This window comes from Kitasatospora sp. NPDC127111 (assembly GCF_042677465.1).
Taxonomy (GTDB): domain Bacteria; phylum Actinomycetota; class Actinomycetes; order Streptomycetales; family Streptomycetaceae; genus Kitasatospora.
On record NZ_JBHXTG010000016.1, the window covers coordinates 33,758 to 53,828 of the forward strand.

General features: G+C 75.5%; 14 protein-coding genes. 6 read left to right on the plus strand and 8 right to left on the minus strand.

All coding sequences use genetic code 11. The annotated features are described in order from the left end of the window. Positions 1-32: 32 nt before the first annotated feature. The 5 genes from ACFVHB_RS13230 to ACFVHB_RS13250 are packed head-to-tail and all read right to left on the minus strand — an operon-like array spanning position 33 to position 6,931. Positions 33-824, minus strand: coding sequence for a polysaccharide deacetylase family protein (locus ACFVHB_RS13230; protein ID WP_380319761.1), 792 nt, complete (start codon positions 822-824; stop codon positions 33-35). Continuing rightward, on the minus strand, positions 821-1,432 hold the full coding sequence (locus ACFVHB_RS13235; protein ID WP_380319764.1) for a hypothetical protein: 612 nt from the start codon (positions 1,430-1,432) through the stop codon (positions 821-823). The genes ACFVHB_RS13230 and ACFVHB_RS13235 overlap by 4 nt, the downstream gene beginning before the upstream one ends. Beyond that, the gene (locus ACFVHB_RS13240) at positions 1,429-2,874 is read right to left on the minus strand and encodes an O-antigen ligase family protein (protein ID WP_380319767.1); all 1,446 of its coding nucleotides are present in this window, start codon (positions 2,872-2,874) and stop codon (positions 1,429-1,431) included. Before ACFVHB_RS13240 ends, ACFVHB_RS13235 begins: the two co-directional genes overlap by 4 nt. After that, complete coding sequence (locus ACFVHB_RS13245) at positions 2,871-5,225, minus strand: glycosyltransferase (RefSeq protein WP_380319770.1); 2,355 nt, start codon at positions 5,223-5,225, stop codon at positions 2,871-2,873. The genes ACFVHB_RS13240 and ACFVHB_RS13245 overlap by 4 nt, the downstream gene beginning before the upstream one ends. Next, on the minus strand, positions 5,222-6,931 hold the full coding sequence (locus ACFVHB_RS13250; RefSeq protein ID WP_380319773.1) for an oligosaccharide flippase family protein: 1,710 nt from the start codon (positions 6,929-6,931) through the stop codon (positions 5,222-5,224). Before ACFVHB_RS13250 ends, ACFVHB_RS13245 begins: the two co-directional genes overlap by 4 nt. A 484-nt stretch (positions 6,932-7,415) precedes the next feature. On the opposite strand from ACFVHB_RS13250, the gene ACFVHB_RS13255 reads away from it, so the two are divergent. The 4 genes from ACFVHB_RS13255 (at position 7,416) to ACFVHB_RS13270 (ending at position 12,592) form a co-directional block, all read left to right on the plus strand. Continuing rightward, positions 7,416-8,246 (plus strand): TetR/AcrR family transcriptional regulator, encoded by an 831-nt coding sequence (locus ACFVHB_RS13255; protein WP_380319776.1) that lies wholly within the window; start codon positions 7,416-7,418, stop codon positions 8,244-8,246. Positions 8,247-8,985: 739 nt separating this feature from the next. Continuing rightward, positions 8,986-10,233 (plus strand): exopolysaccharide biosynthesis polyprenyl glycosylphosphotransferase, encoded by a 1,248-nt coding sequence (locus tag ACFVHB_RS13260; protein ID WP_380319779.1) that lies wholly within the window; start codon positions 8,986-8,988, stop codon positions 10,231-10,233. Continuing rightward, positions 10,214-11,596: an ATP-grasp domain-containing protein gene (locus ACFVHB_RS13265; RefSeq protein WP_380319782.1), complete on the plus strand. Its 1,383-nt coding sequence runs from the start codon at positions 10,214-10,216 to the stop codon at positions 11,594-11,596. Before ACFVHB_RS13260 ends, ACFVHB_RS13265 begins: the two co-directional genes overlap by 20 nt. A gap of 156 nt (positions 11,597-11,752) precedes the next feature. Further along, positions 11,753-12,592 carry an undecaprenyl-diphosphate phosphatase gene (locus ACFVHB_RS13270; protein ID WP_380319953.1) on the plus strand — a complete coding sequence of 280 codons (840 nt, stop codon included), beginning with the start codon at positions 11,753-11,755 and terminating at the stop codon, positions 12,590-12,592. A gap of 132 nt (positions 12,593-12,724) precedes the next feature. Here ACFVHB_RS13270 and ACFVHB_RS13275 read toward each other — a convergent pair whose 3' ends face one another. Beyond that, on the minus strand, positions 12,725-13,963 hold the full coding sequence (locus ACFVHB_RS13275; RefSeq protein ID WP_380319785.1) for an FAD-dependent oxidoreductase: 1,239 nt from the start codon (positions 13,961-13,963) through the stop codon (positions 12,725-12,727). A gap of 597 nt (positions 13,964-14,560) precedes the next feature. Between ACFVHB_RS13275 and ACFVHB_RS13280 the strand changes: the two genes are divergently transcribed. After that, a complete protein-coding gene (locus tag ACFVHB_RS13280) occupies positions 14,561-15,796 on the plus strand; it encodes an ATP-grasp domain-containing protein (protein WP_380319788.1) in 1,236 nt (411 codons plus the stop codon). Positions 15,797-15,978: 182 nt separating this feature from the next. Here ACFVHB_RS13280 and ribA read toward each other — a convergent pair whose 3' ends face one another. Continuing rightward, positions 15,979-16,737 carry a GTP cyclohydrolase II gene (gene ribA, locus ACFVHB_RS13285; RefSeq protein WP_380319791.1) on the minus strand — a complete coding sequence of 253 codons (759 nt, stop codon included), beginning with the start codon at positions 16,735-16,737 and terminating at the stop codon, positions 15,979-15,981. Between the two features lie 350 nt (positions 16,738-17,087). On the opposite strand from ribA, the gene ACFVHB_RS13290 reads away from it, so the two are divergent. After that, a complete protein-coding gene (locus ACFVHB_RS13290; RefSeq protein ID WP_380319793.1) occupies positions 17,088-17,846 on the plus strand; it encodes a hypothetical protein in 759 nt (252 codons plus the stop codon). Between the two features lie 768 nt (positions 17,847-18,614). On the opposite strand, the gene ACFVHB_RS13295 is transcribed toward ACFVHB_RS13290, so the two are convergent. Continuing rightward, the gene (locus tag ACFVHB_RS13295; RefSeq protein ID WP_380319796.1) at positions 18,615-19,790 is read right to left on the minus strand and encodes a damage-control phosphatase ARMT1 family protein; all 1,176 of its coding nucleotides are present in this window, start codon (positions 19,788-19,790) and stop codon (positions 18,615-18,617) included. Positions 19,791-20,071 lie beyond the last annotated feature (281 nt).

Sequence of the window (20,071 nt, forward strand, 5' to 3'; positions counted from 1 at the left end):
GCCGAACCGCCGTCAGGAACGCCGATCCGCCGTCAGGAACGCCGGGCGCTGCCCAGCACCGCGTGCAGGGCCGGGCGGAGCTTGGGCACGGCGCCGCTGACCCGGCGCAGCGCCGGATAGGCCCGGCTGGTCTTCAGCCGGAACGTCGCACCGGTGTCCGTGGAGTTGACGTCGACGCGCGGGACGGCGTACCGCCCGTCGCCCTCGTGCACGCTGAAGGCGACCTGGAAGCCGGCCGCGGCCACCGCGCGGCGGGCCCGGGCGTCGTGCGTGCCGTAGGGGTAGGCGTAGGCCCGGGGGCGTCTGCCGAGCAGGTCGGCCAGGGCCTCGGCGGCGCCGGCGACGTTGCGGTCCAGGCCCTCGGGGTCGGTTCGGACCAGGTCGCTGTGGTCCCAGCCGTGGCACTCCACGTCCAGCCCGGCGCGCGCCAGTTCCCGGACGCCGGCGGCGTCGAGCAGCGGCTCGTCCGGCATCCGCGCCATCCACCGCGAGGTGCCGTCGAGCAGCCCGGGGAGGACGAAGACCGTGGCGGGCACCCGCAGCCGTCGCAGCAGGGGCAGCCCCTCGTCGAGCATCGACCGGTACCCGTCGTCGAAGGTGACCAGCACGCTGCGCCGCGGGACGTCCCCGTTCAGGTACCGGTCGAGGGTCAGCGGCGTCCAGCCGCGTTCGACCAGGGTGGTCAGCTGCCGTTCCAGCCCCTCCGGCGGCACGAACAGGTTGTACGGATCGCGCTCCGCGGGGCGGCTGCCGATGCCGTGGTACATCAGGACCAGCGGTCCGCGGGCGCCGGGCCGGCGGCCCGGTCCAGGTGTGGTGCTCATTCTCGCCTCGCCATTGTCCTGAGGGTGAGGTAGCGGACCAGGAAGCCGACCCAGCCGGCGACCAGGACGGCCGCCGCGATCGTGATGAGCCACAGCAGCGTCCGGGACGGCTTGGTCTTGACGGATCCGAGGTCCGCCCGGTCGGTGACGTCGCCGGCGATCAGCGGGTCGGAGGCCGCGGATCTGGCCACGATGTCCGCGATGGCGTTGACCGCGGTCGCGGCCTGCCGGGCGTCCTTCAGCGACGCGGTGATGTCCAGGTTGGCGGTGAGCGGCTGGACGGCCACCGCCAGGCCGGAGCGCAGCTCGTGCGGTGTCAGCGAGCTGGCGGCGGCCGCCTCGGCCACCGTGCTGGTCGAGCCCGCCACGACCGCGTACCGGCTGGCGGCCAGTTGGACGACGTCGGCGTTCACGGAGGTCACCCGCGGCGAGAAGGAGAGCGTGCTGGTCGCCGCGTAGCGCTTGTGGACGGTCCCGATCACGGCCAGCCCGGCGCCGAGCACGATCGCGCCCGCCAGCAGGGCGGCCAGCAGCGCGCGCAGGTTCGGACGGGGGGACGTCCGGGCCGGCCGCTGCGCCGGCTCGAGCTCCTGGACCTGTTCTGTCATGGCGCGAACCTCGGGATCTCGGGGGCCGGTCGGCCCGACCGGGTGCGGGCACAGGCCGCCAGCAGGCCGATGACCAGCCAGGTCAGGGCGTCGGTGATGGGGTTGCGCAGCGGGTAGTCGACGATTCCCTGGCCGATCACGGCGGCCAGCGCGGCGGCGGCTCCGGCCGAGACGCCGCGCACCACCAGGTCGGTGGCCGGCCCGGGTGAACTGCCGTCGGTCGGCCCCCGCTTCGGGGGCCGCGCGTTGCGCAGTGCCTCCCAGGCCCCCACCGAGACCGCCGCGATCAGCCCGGCCGCCCCCAGCACGCCCTGCTCCGCGCCCACCGTGAGCAGCAGGTTGTGCGCGTGGTCGGCGTCCCGCGCGGCGGTGAAGTTGGCCAGGTTCGCCCGCGCGGCCGCGGGGAAGGCCCGGGGCCCGGAGCCGAGCAGGGGACGCCGGCCGAGCTGGTCGAGCGCCTCGGCCCACACCTCGGGGCGGACGTCGTAGGGGTTGCGCTGCCCGTTGAAGAGGGTCAGCAGCCGCTGGGTGACGACGTTCGCGGTGGTCCGCAGGACGACCAGCTGGACGACCGCCACGGTGACCAGGGCGGCGAGGCCCGTCAGCAGCGGCCGCCGGGCCTCGCGCAGCAGTGCGGCCAGCACCACCAGGCCCAGGGTGGCACCGATCCAGGCGCCCCGGGACAGGCTCAGCAGCAGGGCGACGAGGGCGAGCGCCGCGGTGGCCGCGCAGAGCGCGCCGGTCGTCCGGCGGCGCTGGCGGAACGCCAGGACGGTGATGGCGATGCTGAAGCACAGGGTCATCGCGGCGGCCAGGCCCAGCTCGTTGGGCTGCGCGAAGACGCCGATCGGCCGGTTGCTGACCACGGTCGCGTTGTTGCGCGCCTCCAGGTCGGCCGCGGAGGTGAGCGCGCTGACGCACAGCACCGCGCCCGAGAGGGTGATCACCGTCGCGAGCAGCAGCAGGTCGGTGCGGTCCACCGTCGCCGCGACCACGGACGCCGCCAGGGCGAGTCCGACCAGGTAGTCGGCGTCCTGGAACAGCGACCTGGCCGGGTCGAGGCTGGTGGCGGTGGACAGGAAGGCGCAGGTGATCAGCAGGGCCAGCGTGGCCAGCAGCGGCGACCAGCCGATCCGTCGCCCGCGCCCGGCCATCCGGGCGAACAGGACGAGCACCGCGGCCAGGACGCTGGTCAGTTTGGCCAGGTGCTCCACCAGGGGCACCGCGACGTCCCCGGCCACCAGCAGGGCCGCGGCGGCGGCCGGGGCGAGGACGGGCCGGCGCACCGCGAAGGTGGCCGCGGCGGCCAGCAGTCCCACCGCCAGCAGGGCGAGCAGGCCCAGCGGCAGCCGGCCCGCCGCCACCAGCAGCAGGACGCCGAGGAACACCACGCACGAGGCGCCGACCCCCAGCCCGCGCTGCAGCACCGCCGCCCGGTTCATGACGCCCCGTCCGTCCGGGGCCGGGACGCGCGGCTCCGGGCCGCGCGGCTCCGGCGCGTGCCGGCCCCGGCCGTCCGGGACCCGGTCCCGCGGTCTCCCGGCGCGCGGCCCGCGGACGCGCGGCCCGCAGACTCCGGGCCCCCGGTCTCGCGGCCCGCGGTCTCCTGGCCCCCGGTCACGTGGCCCCCGGCGCTACGGCCCCCGGCGCCACGGACCGCGGCCGGGCCCGATCGCACCCGGCCGGCCAGGCCGTGCGCGGCCCCCGCCACCTTGGCCAGGTCGCGGACGGCCGCGGCCACCGGGACGGCGGGCAGCGAGGCCCAGCGCCGGGTGCGGACGGCCCGGGCCAGCGGCACCGAGAGGTAGCAGGCGGCCCCGGCCGCCGCGACGGCCCGGCCGCGCGGCCCGCGCGCCGCGAGGGATCCGGCGGCCGCGTACCCGGCCGCCCGCAGCACGTCGCGCCCCAGCAGACGGGCGTCGGCCGCCCGGCCGCCGCCGTCGCCGTAGCGGAAGTACATCACCGCGGTCCCGCGCAGGGTCGGCCGCTGCTCCCAGTCGACCTCGGCGCCGGCCACCAGGACGGCCTGGTGCCCGGCCGCGGTCACCGCCCGGCCGAACAGGACGTCCTCGCCGGTGCGCAGTCCCTCCGGGAATCCGCCGGCGTCCCGCCAGGCCTCGCGGGTGAAGGCCATCGAGCGGCCGGTCGGCATGTCGGCCTCGAACCCCCGGCCCAGGAGCCGGCAGTAGAGGCGGGTCCACGGCCCCGGGTGGCGGGCCTCCTCGGGGACGGGGTAGCCCACCACCGCCATCGCGCCGGAGAGCACGCCGTCGCCGCCCACCCGGTACACGCCGGTCAGCAGGGCGGCCGGATCGGGCTCGGCGGCGGCCGCCCGCAGCCGGGCCAGCCAGTGCGCGTCGGGGGCGCAGCCCGCGTCGGTGCACGCGATGAGGTCGTTGCGGGCCTCCCGGACGCCGGCGTTGCGGCCGGCCGAGATGCCCGCGCCGGGGACGACGTGCACGCGGATCCGGGGGTCCCGCGCCGCCCCGGCGCGGGCCCGGGCCGCCGTGTCGTCGGCGGAGCCGCCGTCGACCACCACGATCTCGTCGCCCGCCACCGTGAGCTGGGGCAGCAGCCGGCGCAGCAGCCGGTCGACCGCCGGGCCCTCGTCGAGGACCGTCGTCACCACCGACACGGGCGCCGTTCCCACCAGACCGGTGCCGGGGAGGCGGGCGGCCTCGGACAGCGCCTGGGCCAGCTTCGCGGCGCAGACGGCGGGCCCGGGGGCGGCGGCGGTCCGCTGCCGCCCGGCCCGGCCCATGGCCGCCCGGGTGTCCGGGTCGGTGAGCCGTCGCAGCGCGCCGGCCACTTCGGCGGGGTCGGCCGGGCGGACGGAGATTCCGGCGGGCCCCGCGGACTCCGCCGGGCCGGCGGGCCCGGTGACCCGCTCGGTGATCGAGCCGGGCGTGGTGATCACGGGTACGCCGGCGAGCATCGCCTCGACGGCGGTGCCGGCGAAGGCCTCCTGGCCCGGTCCGGTCGGGTCGGGTTTGGTCAGGACGGCGACGGCGTCGGCGGCGGGAACGATGCGCCAGGCGTCCCGGATCCAGCCGGCGAAGTCCACCCGGTGGCCCACCCCGAGGGCGGCGGCCAGCTCGGCGAGGCGCTGCCGCTCGCCCGGTGCCGCCGGGTCGTTGCCGCCGACCACGGCGAGCCGCCACCGTTCGCCGCCCGGCCGGGCGAGCGCGGTGATCGCGTCGTCCACGCCCTTGTACGGGACGAGCCGCCCGGCGGTGAGCAGCAGCAGTTCGTCCGCGTCGACCCGCACCCCGTGCCGGCCCAGCTCGGCGCGGGCCGCGGCGGGCGACAGGGCCGGTCCGTCCGGGGCGGGGACGGGCACCAGGACGGCGCGCGGGTCGTGCGACGCCCGGACCAGGCCCTGCTCGGTGGCCACGCAGCCGTCGGTGGCCGCGGCCAGCAGCCGCATCGGCGGGCCGTCGAAGGAGTGGTCGTGCTTGGCCCACAGGCAGCGCACGCCGGCCAGCCGGGCCGCGGGGGCGGTGACCACCGCGGCCTTGACGCCGTTGGCGAGGACCACGTCGGGGCGGGCGGCGCGCAGCCGGCGGGCCAGCCAGGCGCCGGTGGCGGCGATCGCCGGGGTGGTGCGGCCGGTCGGCCGGACCACGTGCGGCACGCCGCGGTGGGCGAACTCCGCCTCCAGCGGCCCCTCCGCGAGCAGCACGGCGTCCACGGCGAGCCGGTCCGTGGCGTCCAGCAGGGAGAGCAGCCAGAGTTCGGCGCCGCCGACGACCCCGGCGGAGGCGACCACGGTGACGCGCAGCGGGTCGGTCATGCCGTCCTCCCCCGGCGGAACAGGCCGCGCAGGACCTGGACCTGTTTCGGGTCGACGCGACGCGCGGTCAGCGCCCAGCACGGGAGGTAGACCACCAGCGCGGCGAGCAGGGCGGGCAGCAGCGGCCAGGGTGCCAGCAGCGGCACGGCGGCCGCGGCCGAGCCGGCCACGGCGGGCAGGCCCACCCGCCCGACCCGGGGCACGCCCGCCCGGGCGCGGCCGAGCACGATGAGCGTGGCGCCCTGGACGGCGTAGGACAGCGTGGTGGTGAAGGCCGCGGCCGCTCCGCCGTAGCGGGGCATCAGCAGGAGGTTCAGGAGGACGTTCGAGGCCAGCGCGACCAGCGAGCTGACCAGGACGCGTACGGTGGGCCCCGCCGCGAGGATCGCGAAGCCGGCCAGGAAGGCCAGGCCGAAGAGCAGCGGCGCCGGGGCCAGCCAGTCCAGCATGACCGTGCCGGCGTCGGCGAACTCCGGGCCGTACAGCACCCGCAGGATGTCGTGGCCCCGGCAGAGCAGCACCGTCATGTACGGCACGAACGCGGCGGCCAGCACGCCGAAGCCCTGCTCGGTGAGGCGCCGGACCCGCTGGGGCGCGGGGTCGGCCGCCATCTTGGGGAAGATCGCCCGGGTGACCACCCAGCAGACGAACACGGCCGTCTCCAGCAGGCGGTAGGCCGCCGCGTAGATGCCGACGGCCCGGCTCCCGGCGAAGCCGGCGAGCATCACCGTGTCGAGCCGGAACAGGGCGATCAGCACCACGTTGGACAGGCCGATCACCCAGGCGCCCTGGTTGAGGTCCGCCACCTCGGCGCGGGAGAGGGCGTGCCAGTCGGGCCGCACCCCCGCGCGGCGCACCATGAGGGCGGCGAGCACCGGGCCGACGGCGGTGCCGGCGAAGTAGGCGACGCCGAGCCCGAGCAGGCCGGTGTCGGCGAGCAGTGCGGCCAGTGCGGCGGCCGCGGTGAGTAACCGTTGGACGAGGTGGACGACCGCGATGATGCCCTGCCGCTCCATCACGGCGGCGGCCGAGCGGTACGTCTCGGTGAAGGTGTCCAGCAGCGTCGCGGCGATCACCAGCAGCCCGCCCAGCACGTTCCCGCCCCCGCCCGGCGGCGCGAGCCCGACGATCGCGAGGACGACCAGGAACACCAGGACGACGAGGACGGTGCGCATGGCCAGCAGCGCGGCGAGCATGGCGCGCAGCCGCCTCGGCTCGGCGCTGGCCCGCTGGACCAGCGTCGTGTCGTAGGCCCAGAGCGGCACGATCGCGGCCAGCGAGCCGATCGCCAGCGCGTAGGAGAAGACGCCGAAGTCGGCCGGGCCGAGGAGCCGGGCGGCGCCGACGACGAGGACGAGGGTGGAGAGCTTCCCGACGATCTCGGTGGCGGCCAGCACGACGATGGTGCGGGTGGTGCGCAGGGTCCGGTCGGTGACGGGCTCCTGACCCGGCGGCGCGGGGGCCGGAACGTCGGCGCGGGCCGGCCCGGGGGGTTCGGCGGGCCCGCGCGGGCCGGGCGGGTCGGGGCGTCCGGACGGGTCGGGACGTCCGGACGGGTCGGGGGGCCCGGGGCGCTCGGCCGGACCGGGTGGCGGTGGTCCGGGCGGCCGCTGCCGGGCCGGCGGATCGGTGTGCGCGCCGCGTCCGGTCCGCCGGCCCGGGAGCGTCCAGTGGCGCGGCAGCACCCGGCGGCGGCGGGCGGTCATCCGGGTGAGCCGGTGCCCGGCGCGGTGGCCGGGGGAGGAGCGCTCGCAGGCGGGCCGCGTCCGGATGCGGGTCGTGGTGGTGCCGGAGTCCGCTTCGGCCGGGGCCCGTCCCGACGGCCCGGGCGCGGGCCGGAGCGGTGGGTGCCCGGCCGGTGCCCGGTGGCCGACGCCGGCCGTGCGGGGCGCCCGGCCGCGGCCACCGGGGCCGGCTCCGGCGGGCACCGGGGCGGGGCACCCGGGCGGTCCTCCCCGACGGGGGCCGCGGCGGCAGTCCCAGGTCAGACGGCTCAAGGGCACACCTCGTCACTTCCGGCATCCAGGGTTGACCGATGCCCGGACAATCCTTCCGCAGGCCGACCGGGCCCGCCATCGGACGACTCCGCCGGGGCGCGCAGGCACCCGCCCGGTGCGCGGGCTTCCCCGCCCGGCAGGCATAAGGTCGGGACGGAACGGTCGGGCGGCGGGCGCGCTGTGGAGGCGAGGCATGACGCAGGACGCAGGACGCGGGCGCGGCCCGAGCGGTGCCGGCCGTCCGCCGACCCGGTCGCGCGGCGGCCGGGGCCGGCTCAGCCGCGAGCGGGTGCTGGCCGCGGCCCTCGACCTGGTGGACCACGAGGGCCTGTCGGCGCTGAGCATGCGTCGGCTGGCGGCCGAGCTCGGCGTCGAGGCGATGGCCATCTACCGGTACGCGCCCGGCAAGGACGCACTGCTCGACGGGCTGGTCGAGGCGCTGTACATCGAACTGCAGGAGGCCCTGGCCGCGGAGCCCGGCGGCGGGCGCCGGGCGGGCGGGTCGCCCGACTGGCGTACGGAGCTGCACCGGACGGCGCGCGAGACGTACCGGATCTCCCTGTCCCACCCCCACGTCGCGCCGCTGCTGGCGACCCGCATGCTCGCCGTGCCGATGAGCCGCCGCCCGCTGGCGGTGCTGCGCGACCACGAGCGGGTGCTGGCCCTGCTCGACGCGGCGGGCCTCGACGAGGCCGCCGTGGTGGCCGCCTTCCGGGTGTACAACGCCTGGGTGCTCGGCTACATCTTCGAGGCGTTGCGGGCCATGGTCGACAACCCGGACGAGCCCGATCCCGCCTTCCGGCTGGGCCTGCACCTGATGCCCGCCGAGGAACTGCCCGGCCTGCGGGCGAAGGCCCCGGCGCTGCTGGCCCACGGGGGCGAGCAGGGGCTCGCGGCGGGGCTGGACGCGCTGCTCGACCGGTTCGCCCCGGACCGGCCGCCGCCGCGGAAGCTCCCGCACCGGCCGCCGAGGAAGTCCGTGGGCGGCCCCGCGGACGAGCCCCCGGACGGGCCCCCGGAGTAGCCCCCGGTCGAGGCCCTGGGGGAAGGCCCCGGACGAGGCGGCGGGGGAGGCGCCGCGCGAGCCCCCGGACGAGGCGGTGGGGGAGGCCCTGGGGGAGGGCTCCGAACAAGCCCTGCGCGCCGGGCTATTGACCCGCCACCCGATCGGGGGCAAAGTGTACATATACGGCGTAAGCATACGCTGCGACGGCGGATGAGAGCCTCCGGCCGACGGGCTGCCCCCAGGGATCACCACCCGGCACCGGCCGGAGAGGCAGCGACAACGAGCTGCGGTCTCCCTCGTCATCCGTACCGGCGCCGTGCGGTCTCCGTCGCCGTACGGCCAGAGGCAACGGGCACGTTCCTCGGCGCGAGTTTCTGAGCGCGAGTCCCGCGGGGTGGGTTTTCGGCACGGGTCTCCCGGCGCTCTCGCGTACCGGTGTGATGCCCGGCGACGCCTCGACGCCCTTCTGCCTCAGAGAGGCACGCCCACGATGAGAACCACGTCCACCTCCAGGGCCGAGCCCCGGGCCGGCCGAACGCCGTTCACCACCTCCGCGACCTCCGCCCGCCCAGCGGGCGCGCCGCCCGCTGCCACCCGCCCGGAGCAACCGGAGCAACCGGAGCAACCGGAGCAACCCGGGCCGACCGCCCCGGACGGACCACCGCGACCACGACCCCCGAGACCGGCGCCGGTCCGCGCGCCCAGGGCATCCTTCCTCACGGCCGATGCCCTGGCCGCGGCCGGTGCCTCCGCCGTCGTGGTGGCGGCCACCGGCCGGTGGGCCGTGCCGGCCGCCCTGGTACCGCTCTGGCTGCTCTGCCTGGCGACGCAGCGCGCGTACGGCCAGTGGTGCCTGCGCACCGGCCACGGGGAGTTCCGCCGGGTGCTGCGCGCCGCCGGCCTGGCCGTCGTGCTGTCCGCCGCCGCCTGGTGGTTCGCGCCGCACGAGGGACTGCTGCACGACGCGCTGCTCGCGCTCCCCGTCGCCGCCGTCCTGACGATCGCGCTGCGCCGCCTCCTGCGGCGCCGGCTCCGAGCCGCCCGGCGACGGAGCGGCCAGGCGCGCCGGGTGCTGGTGGCCGGCCCCACCACGGCCTGCGCCGAGCTGAGCGCCCTGCTGACCCGGGGAGCGGTCCACGAGTTCGAGGTCATGGGCACCTGCCTGCCGGGGAACCTGCCGAGCGCCGTGTCGCGCCGCGCGTGCGACGCCGTGATCGCGGTACCCGGCCCGGGCCTGGACGCGGCCGAGCTGCGCCGGCTGACCTGGGACCTCCAGGCGCGGGGTGTCGAGCTGCTGCTCGCACCCGTGCCGGCGGACGTCGCCGCCGCTCGGCTCGCCGTGCAGCCGGTGGCCGGGATACCGTTGCTTCGGCTGGAGGCGCCGAGGATCTCGCACACGGCGCGCATCCCCGAGGAGGCGCTGGACCGGCTGGCCGCCGGGCTCGGACTGCTGGCGCTGGCGCCGCTCCTGCTCGTGATCGCCTTGGTGGTGCGGTTGGACAGCCCGGGACCGGCCATCTTCACGCAGCGTCGGATCGGGCGCGACGGCAGGGAGTTCACGTTGCTGAAGTTCCGCACGATGTACCGCGATGCGGAGCAGCGCAAGGCCGAGCTGGCCGCCCTGAACCAGTACGGCGGCGACGGCGCGTTCTTCAAGATCGCCGACGACCCCCGGGTGACCAGGGTCGGCTCGTTCCTGCGGCACTACTCGCTGGACGAGCTGCCGCAGTTGTTCAACGTGCTCACGGGCCGGATGGCGCTGGTCGGCCCGCGACCGCTGCCGCGCGACGAGCTGCTCGCCCTCGACCCGCAGGTGAGGCGCCGTCGGCTGCTGGTGAAGCCGGGCCTGACCGGACTGTGGCAGGTCAGCGGGCGCTCCGAGGTCGCCGCGCAGGAGCGGGTCCAGCTCGACCTGGACTACGTGGAGAACTGGTCACCGGCCCTCGACCTGGAGATCCTCGCCCGTACGCCCTCCGTGGTCATCCATGGCACGGGCGCGTACTGACCCGGACGGCGCCGTGCCGGCGCTCGTCGTCAAGATCGGCCGCTACCCGCAGGAGCACGTCAGCCTCGGAGTCACCCGCAGCCTCGGACGGCTCGGGGTGCCGGTGCACGCGATGGTCGAGGACCGGTTCACCCCGAGCGCCGTCTCGCGGTACCTGACGGGGCGGCTGGTCCTGCCCACCACCGGGTTCGAGGACCAGGAGGAGCTGGTCGCCGCGCTGCTGCGGATCGGCCGCACGATCGGCCGGCGCAGCGTGGCCGTGGCCGTCGGGGACGAGGCCGCCGTCCTGCTGGCGGAGCACGCCGACCGCCTGGCACCGTACTTCCTGCTGCCCCCGGTGCCGTCGGGGCTGCCGCGCAGGCTCGCCAGCAAGCAGGAATTGGAACGGATCTGCCGCCGGTACGGCGTGCGCACGCCCCGGACCTGCACCCCCGGGGACCGGGACGAGCTCCTCGCCCAGGCCCGGTGGCTCGGCTATCCCCTGGTGCTCAAGAACCGGGAGGCGTGGACCAGGCTGCGCGCCCCGGTCGTGCACCACACGACCGTCGTCCGGGACCAGCGCGAGCTCCTCGCGAGCTGCCCGTCCGGCGGATCGCCGTCCGTCGTCCTCCAGGAGTACATCCCGGCCGAGTCCGCGGAGGACTGGTTCACCCAGTTGTACTGCGACACCGCGGGCGTGCCGCGGCTGGTCTTCACCGGTCACAAGCTGCGCTCGTGGCCGCCCGGCGCGGGGGCCGCCTCGCGGGCCAGCGCCCTCCCCAACCCGGTCGTCGCCGACCTCGCCGCCGGACTGTGCCGGAGCATCGGCTACACCGGCATCGCCGACCTCGACTGGCGCTTCGACCACCGGGACGGCCACTACAAGCTCGTCGACTTCAACCCGCGGGTGGGTTCCCAGTTCCGGCTCTTCGAGACCGTCCAGGGCCTCGACGTGGTCCGCGCCCTGTACCTCGACCTGACCGGCGGACACCTCCCGGACGGGCCGCAGCGGCACGGCCGCACCTTCGTCCTGGGCCAGCTCGACGTCCCGTCCGCCGCCGTCACCGCCTGGCGCCTGCGGCGGCTGCCGCCCGCGGTGCTGCCCCGTCCCGGGCTGGAACGCGCCTGGTTCAGCCGGGACGACCCGGCCCCCGCCGCCGCGCTGGCGGTCCGCTTCGCCGGCACCGTGACGAAGCGCCTCGCCAGGCCGCTCACCAGGCCCCTGGCCAGATCCCTGGCCAGATCCCTGTCCGATTCCCGGGCCGATTCCGCCGATGCCGCGGGCGATTCCGCGGCCGGGTCCGGGACCGCGGCCGGGTCCGGGTCCGCCGACGACCCCTTTCGGCCCGGGCCGGACTCGCGGGCCGGCCGTCGGACCGAATAAGGGACGAAACGCCCATCCGCGCCCCTATAGTGAGGGCGCGTTGTGGCAGGAGAACCGGAATCCGTCCGTCGTCGACCGTGAAGGACCGTTCATGCACGTCCCCTTGCGCGTCGAGCCGGGTGCGGGCCGGCGGAACCCCACGACGGGGGCCCGGTGATCAGCTGGTTCCACGCGGCCGTGCTCGGCCTGGTCGAGGGGCTCACCGAGTTCCTGCCGATCTCCTCCAGCGCCCATCTGCGGGTGGTCTCCGCCCTGTTGGGCTGGGGTGATCCGGGGGCGGCGTTCACCGCGGTGACGCAGCTGGGCACCGAGTCGGCCGTGCTGGTCTTCTTCCGCCGGGAGATCGCCGCGATCGTCTCGGCCTGGACCGTCTCGCTGTACCGGCCGGAGCGCCGGGGCGACCTGAACGCCCGGCTGGGCTGGTACGTCATCGTCGGCACCCTGCCGATCGCCATCCTCGGCCTCGCCTTCCAGGACACCATCGAGACCTCGGTGCGCGACCTGCGGCTGATCGGGGCGATGATGATCGTCTTCGGGCTGGTCCTGGCCGTGGCCGACCGCCGGGCGGCGCACAACGTCCGCCCGGTCAGCGCCCTGAACCTCCGGGACGCCCTGCTCTACGGCCTGGCGCAGGCGTTGGCCCTGGTCCCGGGCGTGTCGCGGTCGGGCGGCACGATCAGTGCCGGGCTGCTGCTCGGGTACCGCCGGGAGGCGGCGGCGCGGTACTCGTTCCTGCTCGCCGTCCCCGCGGTGCTGGCCTCGGGCCTGCTGGAGCTGACCAAGATCGGCAACGGCCCGGCGCCGGCCTGGGGGCCGACGCTGCTGGCCACGGCCATCGCCTTCGTGGTGGCCCTCGCGGTGATCGCCTGGTTCCTGAAGTACATCTCGCACCACAGCTTCATGCCGTTCGTGGTGTACCGGGTGCTGGTGGGCGTGCTGATCATCGTGCTGGTGGCGGCCGGCGTGCTGGCGCCGCTCGCGGCCGCGCGGGCGTAGCGGCGGGTGGGCTTGGTGGGGGGTGGGTGTGGCGATGGGCGGCGGGCGTTGCGGCGGGCGTTGCGGAGGGTGCGGCGGTGCGCGTGGGCGGGTGTGTGAGCGTCGGGTGTGGCGGCGGGTGGGTGTGGCGGCTCAGGGGCGGGTCGAGCCGCCGTTCGCCCTCAGCACCCCCGCGGTGACCCGGCGGGCGGCGAAGCCGGTGCCGCACACGAACCGCAGGACGGGTCCGAACGTGGGCGCGGCCGCGAGCCCCGTGAAGTACAGGCCGGGCACGGACGATTCGAGGAAGGCGTTGAGCAGCGGCCCGCCGGCCGACTGCCGCACCGCCCGCCGCAGTTCCGGGCCGAGGATCTCCAGCCGCCCGACGTCGGTGCGGTATCCGGTGGCCGAGAGGACGTGGTCGGCCTCCAGGACCACCGGCCGGCCCGCGCCGTCGCGCAGCGTCAGGCGGACGCCGCTCCCCTGCTGGGCCAGCCGGTCCAGGGTGTGCCCGGTGAGCATCGGGACGCGGCCCTCCACCCGCTCGCGCAGCCACCAGGCGCCGGCCGGCCCGAGCACCGTGTGCACCAGCCTCTCCCGGGTGCCGGCCGGCAGGTGGCGGAAGGCCCGCGGCCCGTACGCGTAGCCGAGCACGCGCCAGCCGGGCCCCAGCGGGGTGCCGGGCGCCCTGAGCCGTTCGGTCAGCGGGCGGTCGCTGCTGCGGTCGGTGCTGGGCGGCGGGTTGAACACCGGCCGCCTGGTCCGGGCCACCAGCGTGGGTTCGGCGCCGGCCTCGTGCAGCAGGGCCGCGCTCTCCAGTGCCGACTGCCCGGCACCGATCACCAGCACGCGTCGGCCGGCGAAGGCCTGCAACCGGGCGTGGTCCGACGTGTGCGAGACCAGCCCGGATTCGGTGAGCCGGGACAGCTCCGCCGGGACGTGGGCGAACGGGGGAAGCCCGGTCGCCAGCACCACGCAGCGGCTGGCGAACTCCTCGCCCGACTCCAGTGACACCCGGAAGCCGTTCGGGTCGGGGCCGATCGCCTCCACCCGGGACCGGTCCACGGAGGGCACGCAGCGCTCCTGGAACCATTCGCCGTACCGGATGAACTCGTCGATCGGCACCGGGTGGAGGTCCCCTCCGTCGGGCAGCCCGTGCGCCGCGCGGAACGCCGAGAGGCTGTACCGGGAGGACGGATCGGCGATCGAGGAGGCCGACGGATTGGACTTCAGGAACATCCCCGACGGCATCCGGGAGCGCCAGGTGTCCATCGGCTCACCCAGCACCCGCACCGCCAGCCCGTGCGCCTGCAGGTGTGCGGCGGCCGACAGCCCGTACGGACCGGCGCCGACCACCGTGACGGCGGTTCGGCCGCGCGTGCTCGCGTTCATCGGGCTTGCTCCTCCCTGGCGGGGGCATGAGCGGTGGCGGGGCAGCCGCTCCGGGTGGCGCAGCCGCCGTGGCGGCCGGGGGCAGCCCGGGCGGCGGGCGGGACACCCGTCACCCACCAGACTGCACCGCTCGACGGGACCGCGCCGCTCGGCGGGACCGCGTCGCCCGGCGGGACCGCGTCGCCCGGCGGGACCGTGTCGCTCGGCGGGACCGTGTCGCTCGGCGGGACCGTGTCGCTACGCCGGATCGCGTCGCCCGGCGGGACCGCGTCCGGCGAGGGCAGGGGGGCGCGCGCCGGCCGTCCGGCGCGATCGACGTACTGGCGCCGGGCCCGGTCGACTTACCGGCCGGTACGGCCGACCATGTGCAGTAGGAGGATCCGGGGCACTCGGGTGCTGGGCACTTCGGCGGCGGTGCTGGTACCGGGCCCGCCATCGGCACCTCCCGATGCCGGTACCTTCCGACGCCGGCACCTCGGCGATGCCGGTACCTCCGCGCCGACGGCACCTCCGCGACGCCGGTACCTCCGCGACGCCGACACCGGCGTCCGCTGCGGGAGGTCCGCCGCACGAGCTGCGAGGCGATTTCGAGGCGATATGCCGTACTCCGAACCCCGGCTGGACCGTGAGGTCCCGGCGCTGCTGGTCAAGGTCGGGCACTACCCGCAGCACCACGGCGCCCTCGGTGCGGTGCGGAGCCTCGGCCGGGCGGGCGTCCCGGTGTACGCGATGGTGGAGAGCCGCAACACCCCCACCGCCGTCTCCCGGTACCTGGCCGAGGCCTTCGTCCGGCCCAGCAGCGGACGGGAGGACGTCGGCGAGCTGGTGGCGCGCCTGGTCGAGAACGGTCGGGCCATCGGACGCCGCAGCGTCGCCATCGCCACCGACGACGAGGCGGCCGTCCTGCTCGCCGAGCATGCCGACGAACTCTCCGAACACTTCCTGCTGCCGCCCGTCCCGGCCGGCCTCCCGCGGCGCCTGGCCAGCAAGGAGGGCCTGCGTCTGATCTGCGGCGAACACGGCGTGGCGACACCCCGGGCCCGCGTACCCGGCTGCCGCACCGAACTGCTGGCCGCCGCCGCCGAATGGGGCCTCCCGCTGGTGCTGAAGAACCTGGAGGCGTGGACCAGGCTGGAGCGGCCCGCCGTCACGCACAACACCGCGGTGGTGTCCAGCGAACGGGAGCTGCTGGCGATGTGGGAGGCCGGTCGGTCGGCCCAGCACGCACCCTCGCTGCTCGCGCAGGAGTACCTGCCGCCGGAACACTCCGAGGACTGGTTCACGCATCTGTGCTGCGGCCCCGGAGGAGAGCCGCTGGTGGTCTTCACCGGGCTCAAGCTGCGCTCCTGGCCGCCGACCGCCGGGATCACCACCCGGGCCCGTGCCCTGCCCAACCCGGAGCTCGCCGAGCTGGCGGTGCGGCTGTGCCGGCGGATCGGCTACAGCGGCGCGGCCGACCTCGACTGGCGGCTGGACCTCCGCGACGGCCGGTACAAGCTGGTCGACTTCAATCCCCGCACCGGCGCCCAGTTCCGGCTGTTCGAGACGGTCCACGGGGTCGACGTGGTCCGGGCGCTCCACCTGTCGCTGACCGGACGACCGGTGCCGCCCGGGCCGCAGGTGGTGCGCAGCTTCGGCCTCGGCCAGCTGGACCTGCCGTCCGCCGCCGTGTGGACCTGGCAGCAGCGGGCCCTGCCGCGGGACGTCGCGCCGCGGCGCGGCACCGAGCGGGCCTGGCTCTGCCGCGACGACCCGGTGCCCCCGCTCGTCGAGCTCGGCTGGTTCACCGCGATGGTGGCGCACCGGCTGAGCCAGCCGCTGCGGCGGGCCTGAGCCGGTACCTCCGGTCGGTCCGCCGGCGTCCGCACCGTCGCCCGCCGTCGTCGGCCGCCGCCCGTCGGCGCCCGCCGCCGTCGGCGTCCACCGTCGTCCACCGTCGTCCACCGGCCCGGGCGGTTCGGCCGACCGGGGGCTCGGTCGGCCGACGAGGAGCCCGGTCAGCCGACCGGGGCCGTTCAGCCGACCAGGCGGGACAGCTCGATCGAGTGCCCGGTCCGCTCGACCTTGGCGCGCAGGTAGCGGACGTTGCTGGCCGACAGGTGCACGCCGGTCGGCACCCGGCGCTCGACCGTGATCCCGAGGGCGGACAGCTGGGAGGCCTTGTCCGGGTTGTTGCTGAGCAGGTCGATCCCGGTGGCGCCGAGTGCGGTGAGCATCTGGGCGGCGGCGGTGTAGTCCCGCCCGTCCTCGGGCAGGCCGAGCGCGGTGTTGGCGTCGTAGGTGTCCAGGCCGGCGTCCTGGAGGGCGTAGGCGTCCAGCTTGTTGTAGAGGCCGATGCCCCGGCCCTCCTGGCGCAGGTAGAGGAGGTAGCCGCCCGCCTCGGCGATCCGCTCGACGGACTCGCGCAGCTGCGGGCCGCAGTCGCACCGGTCCGAGCCGAAGACGTCGCCGGTGAGGCACTCCGAGTGCAGCCGCACCAGCGGCGTCCGGGCGCTCGCGGTCACTCCGCCCGCGACCGCTGCGTCCGCGGCCGCTGCGCCCTCGACCGCTGCGTCCGCGACCGCTGCGCCCTCCACCGTTCCGTGCGCGGTTCCTCCGTCCGCGACCGGGCCGAAGGCGAGCGCCAGGTGCTCGGCGCCGTCGCTGAGGCCGTGGAAGGTGAAGACCTCGGCCTCGGCGCGGTAGCCGTCCGGGAAGGTCAGCGGGATGCGGACCCGGGAGCGCACGGTGGCGCTGCCCGGGTGCGGTGTGGCGGGATGCGGCAGCTGCGGCATGGACGGGGCCTCCGTTACCGGTGTGGTGGTCGGTTCTCGACCGTACTAGGTAGTTCCAATTTGAACAACTGCGGTTCGGGGGCCGCGATGGTGGGTCGGGTGGTCGTTGCTGTCGGTGGTGCGGTTGTGACGGTGGAGGATCGGAACGCCGTGGGGTCGCCGGATCTTCCCGCCGTCCACCTGGTGGACCGGAGCCGGTCCCGGCGCGGGTCGCGATCACGTCACGGCTCCCGTCCGCTGCTGCCGCCGCCCCGGGGCGCGCCGCGGATCGGCCGCTGCCGTGGTCGTCGCTGCTCCCGGCTGGATGACGGCCTGTCAGATGTGCGATGCCGCCCCTACGTTCAGAGTTCATGACCATGCCGCGCAGGACGATCATCAAGGGGATGGCCGCCGCGCCCCTCGCGGCGGTGGCCGGTGCGGTCTTCGCCCCCGCGGTGGCCGAGGCCGGGACGCTCACGCCCGGCCAGTTCACCCTGGCCGAGCGGGTGGGCAACAGTCACGGCAGGTACGTGGACCTCGTCGCCGGACTGGCCCGGGCGCCGCCCACGGCGACGGTCGCCGACGTGCTGGCCGGCGCGAACCGGGACGCGCGGCACTTGGCGGCGCCGCCGAGCGGGGTCGGGGCGTTCCAGGACGGCTTCGCCTGGAACCCGGGCGACCAGGGCGTCGAGGAGTGGGTGCCGCAGGGCGTCACCACCAGCGCGGACGCACTGGGTTCCGGTGGGTGGAGCGGCAAGCGGGTCGTCCTGGTGTCCTGGTACGTCGACACCGACCCCAACGGCGACGGCACCCCCGACTTCCCGGTCACCAAGGGCGTCCGGGTCTCCTTCGTCGACTGCCGCGGTGCAGCGGCACGCGGGCGGCACCTCCGGTTCACCAGGACGACGAGCGCGGTCAGCAGCGCGGCCGGCACCACGCCGGTCCTCAGCGCGTCCGGGGCGCGGTGGAGGAACTCGGTGAGCACCGGACCGCTCGCGAACAGGGCCGCCGCCAGGGGAAGGACCAGCGCGGTGGCGCAGACGACGAGGAACAGGCACACGAAGAGGACGATCAGCCGCCGAACGTCCCTGCCGCTGAGACTGAAGGCGGCGCTGGACCTGCCGGTGTAGAGGTCGGCGTGGAACGCGCTGTCCTTGACACCGAGCTCGGTGGCGACCGCACTGATGAAGTTCCTGCGCAGCGGGTTCGGCGTACTTGAACGCGTCGAACCGAACGAAGCTGTATCCCGACTTGCCGCGCAGCCGGTTGGACAGGAGATTCGCGATGCCGCTCTTCCTGGACCCCCACGGGCTACAGGGCGATGTTGGTGGGGGTCGGGACGGTAGTGACGAGCTGTTCCAGCTGGTCGGCCATGTGCTCATGGGCCAGTTCGTCATCGTCCAGGACTGCGACCTCGCGGTCCTGAGGGTGCAGGGCGTCTGCCGTGACGGTGACCCGGTCAGGTCGTAGGCTGCTGCGTGCCAGAGCCGTGCCAGAACGGGTGGTGAAGGACGGGCAATGGCGGTCAGCGCAGGGCGTCCGAAGGGCTGGCTGCGCGGGTATTGCCGCAGGTCAGGGATGATTTATGGCCTGGAGGCCCAAAGATTCCACAGTTCGGCCACCACCGGCTGGGCGTACGCCGAGTCGGTGATCTGGAACCTCAGCGAGTACGCCGGGACCAGGTACGTCTACGCGGTGCGGGCCGACGGCTCGTGACCGGCTTACCGGGCCCGCCGCACCCCGACCGGAGCGGGCACAGGAAGTCGGGTGCGGCAAGGTGGGTCCTTCCTGCGGTGGTGATCAATGAGCCCTTTCCGGGCGGCCATCGATCGCGTTCCTACCGCCACCGGTGGGTCTGGTGGCAGGAACCCCCGGTCCGCTCCTGCCGGTTCAGTCGTTCAGCTACGGAGGTTGACCTGCACGACGGCATGCCGGCCGTTCGTGCGCCATGGCGTTCTGGCGCTGTCGAGTCGGGCGACGGTGGTGGCGTCGATGCCGACGATCACGTCGGATTTCAGCGTCCGCAGGGCTGCTACGGACGAAGGGAAGTGCTTCGCCGCATCGGTGAACGGGGTGGTCGGTGGCCAGAGCTGGTCACCGACGAGGCGGCGGTAGTTGAGGTCGCCCTTGAGGATCGTCATCGCCGCGTCGGCGAGCTCGCCCCGGAGGCCGGCGGGCATGGCGTGGAACGGCAGTGGCGCGCAGAAGAACGGGTGCGTGCGGACCACGAGCGCGCCGCTGTTCATCGCCTTCCACAGCCGCCCGCCGACCGCCTCGGCGGCGTGCGAGGGCGCGGTGCACAAGCGCTCGACCGAGGCGAGAACGTCGGCCGTCGTCGCGTCCGACACGTAGTACGGCTGCGGCTTCACGTACAGGACGACCTGCGCCGCCAGACCGCCGGCCAGGAGGTGGTCGACCAGCACGAGGTCCGGCAGCAGCTCCCGGCCGGCGTTGTCCGCGATGAGGCAGATCCGCCCGCCCTTCGCTCGTTCCAGCTCGTCCCAGAGCGTCGCACTGTCGTCGGCGACCAAGTCGGACGCAGCGGTCCCGGCGGCCACTGCGGCCTCTGCGGTGATCTGGAAGCTCAGGTCCGCGCGGTTGCCCCACAGGGCGGAGGACAGGAGCACCTCGGCCCGTCCAGCCTCCGAAAGATCGTCGAGCTTGCTCAGCGCGGCCAGCTCGTCGTCCACGGCCGCCCCGGCCAGCTCGGCGTTCTTGAACGGCGCGAACGGGTCGATGCCCTGCCACGCACCGGGCCGGAAGTACCCGGTGGCGTCGAGCAGTCGACGGTAGAAGTAGCTTTCCGCCCACAGGAACGGCGCCTCGCCCCAGGGCCTGCCCCACAGGCCCTCGCCCCACTCCAGCCACTGAGCGGCGTCCGGAGCGTCCGACCTCAGCGGCTCCAGGACGCCGGTGGTGCTCTCGACGAGCAGTCGCTCGACCGCCGCCCGCTCGGCTGGGCCGTACGGGAGCGCGTCGAGGACCCGCTGGATGAGCTTGGGGTGGCGCTCATGGAAGACGCCCCAGGCGAAGGACCCGGGGATGTCGCTGCGGATCACGGGTGCGTTCGGCACGATGGGGCTGCTTTCTGGTCATCAGCGGGCTGCGGGCCCGTCGCTGGCCTCACGGTGGTCACCGGCAAGGCTAAGGGCAGTTCATCGCCCATCTGACCGGTCATGCGGGCCGACTGCCGATGGCCGCCAAGCGAGTACGCCGGGACCAGGTACGTCTACGCGGTGCGGGCCGACGGCTCGTGACCGGCTCACCGGGCCCGCCGCACCCGACCGGAGCGGGCACAGGAAGTCGGGTGCGGCAAGGTGGGTCCTTCCTACGGTGGTGATCAATGAAGGGAAGG

What these genes read in the sequence shown, in the direction of transcription:
- ACFVHB_RS13230 (WP_380319761.1), bottom strand. Translation starts at nt 824, where the DNA reads ATGAGCACCACACCTGGACCGGGCCGCCGGCCCGGCGCCCGCGGACCG.
- ACFVHB_RS13235 (WP_380319764.1), bottom strand. Translation starts at nt 1,432, where the DNA reads ATGACAGAACAGGTCCAGGAGCTCGAGCCGGCGCAGCGGCCGGCCCGG.
- ACFVHB_RS13240 (WP_380319767.1), bottom strand. Translation starts at nt 2,874, where the DNA reads ATGAACCGGGCGGCGGTGCTGCAGCGCGGGCTGGGGGTCGGCGCCTCG.
- ACFVHB_RS13245 (WP_380319770.1), bottom strand. Translation starts at nt 5,225, where the DNA reads ATGACCGACCCGCTGCGCGTCACCGTGGTCGCCTCCGCCGGGGTCGTC.
- ACFVHB_RS13250 (WP_380319773.1), bottom strand. Translation starts at nt 6,931, where the DNA reads ATGACCGCCCGCCGCCGCCGGGTGCTGCCGCGCCACTGGACGCTCCCG.
- ACFVHB_RS13255 (WP_380319776.1), top strand. Translation starts at nt 7,416, where the DNA reads ATGACGCAGGACGCAGGACGCGGGCGCGGCCCGAGCGGTGCCGGCCGT.
- ACFVHB_RS13265 (WP_380319782.1), top strand. Translation starts at nt 10,214, where the DNA reads ATGGCACGGGCGCGTACTGACCCGGACGGCGCCGTGCCGGCGCTCGTC.
- ACFVHB_RS13275 (WP_380319785.1), bottom strand. Translation starts at nt 13,963, where the DNA reads ATGAACGCGAGCACGCGCGGCCGAACCGCCGTCACGGTGGTCGGCGCC.
- ACFVHB_RS13280 (WP_380319788.1), top strand. Translation starts at nt 14,561, where the DNA reads ATGCCGTACTCCGAACCCCGGCTGGACCGTGAGGTCCCGGCGCTGCTG.
- ribA (WP_380319791.1), bottom strand. Translation starts at nt 16,737, where the DNA reads ATGCCGCAGCTGCCGCATCCCGCCACACCGCACCCGGGCAGCGCCACC.
- ACFVHB_RS13290 (WP_380319793.1), top strand. Translation starts at nt 17,088, where the DNA reads ATGACCATGCCGCGCAGGACGATCATCAAGGGGATGGCCGCCGCGCCC.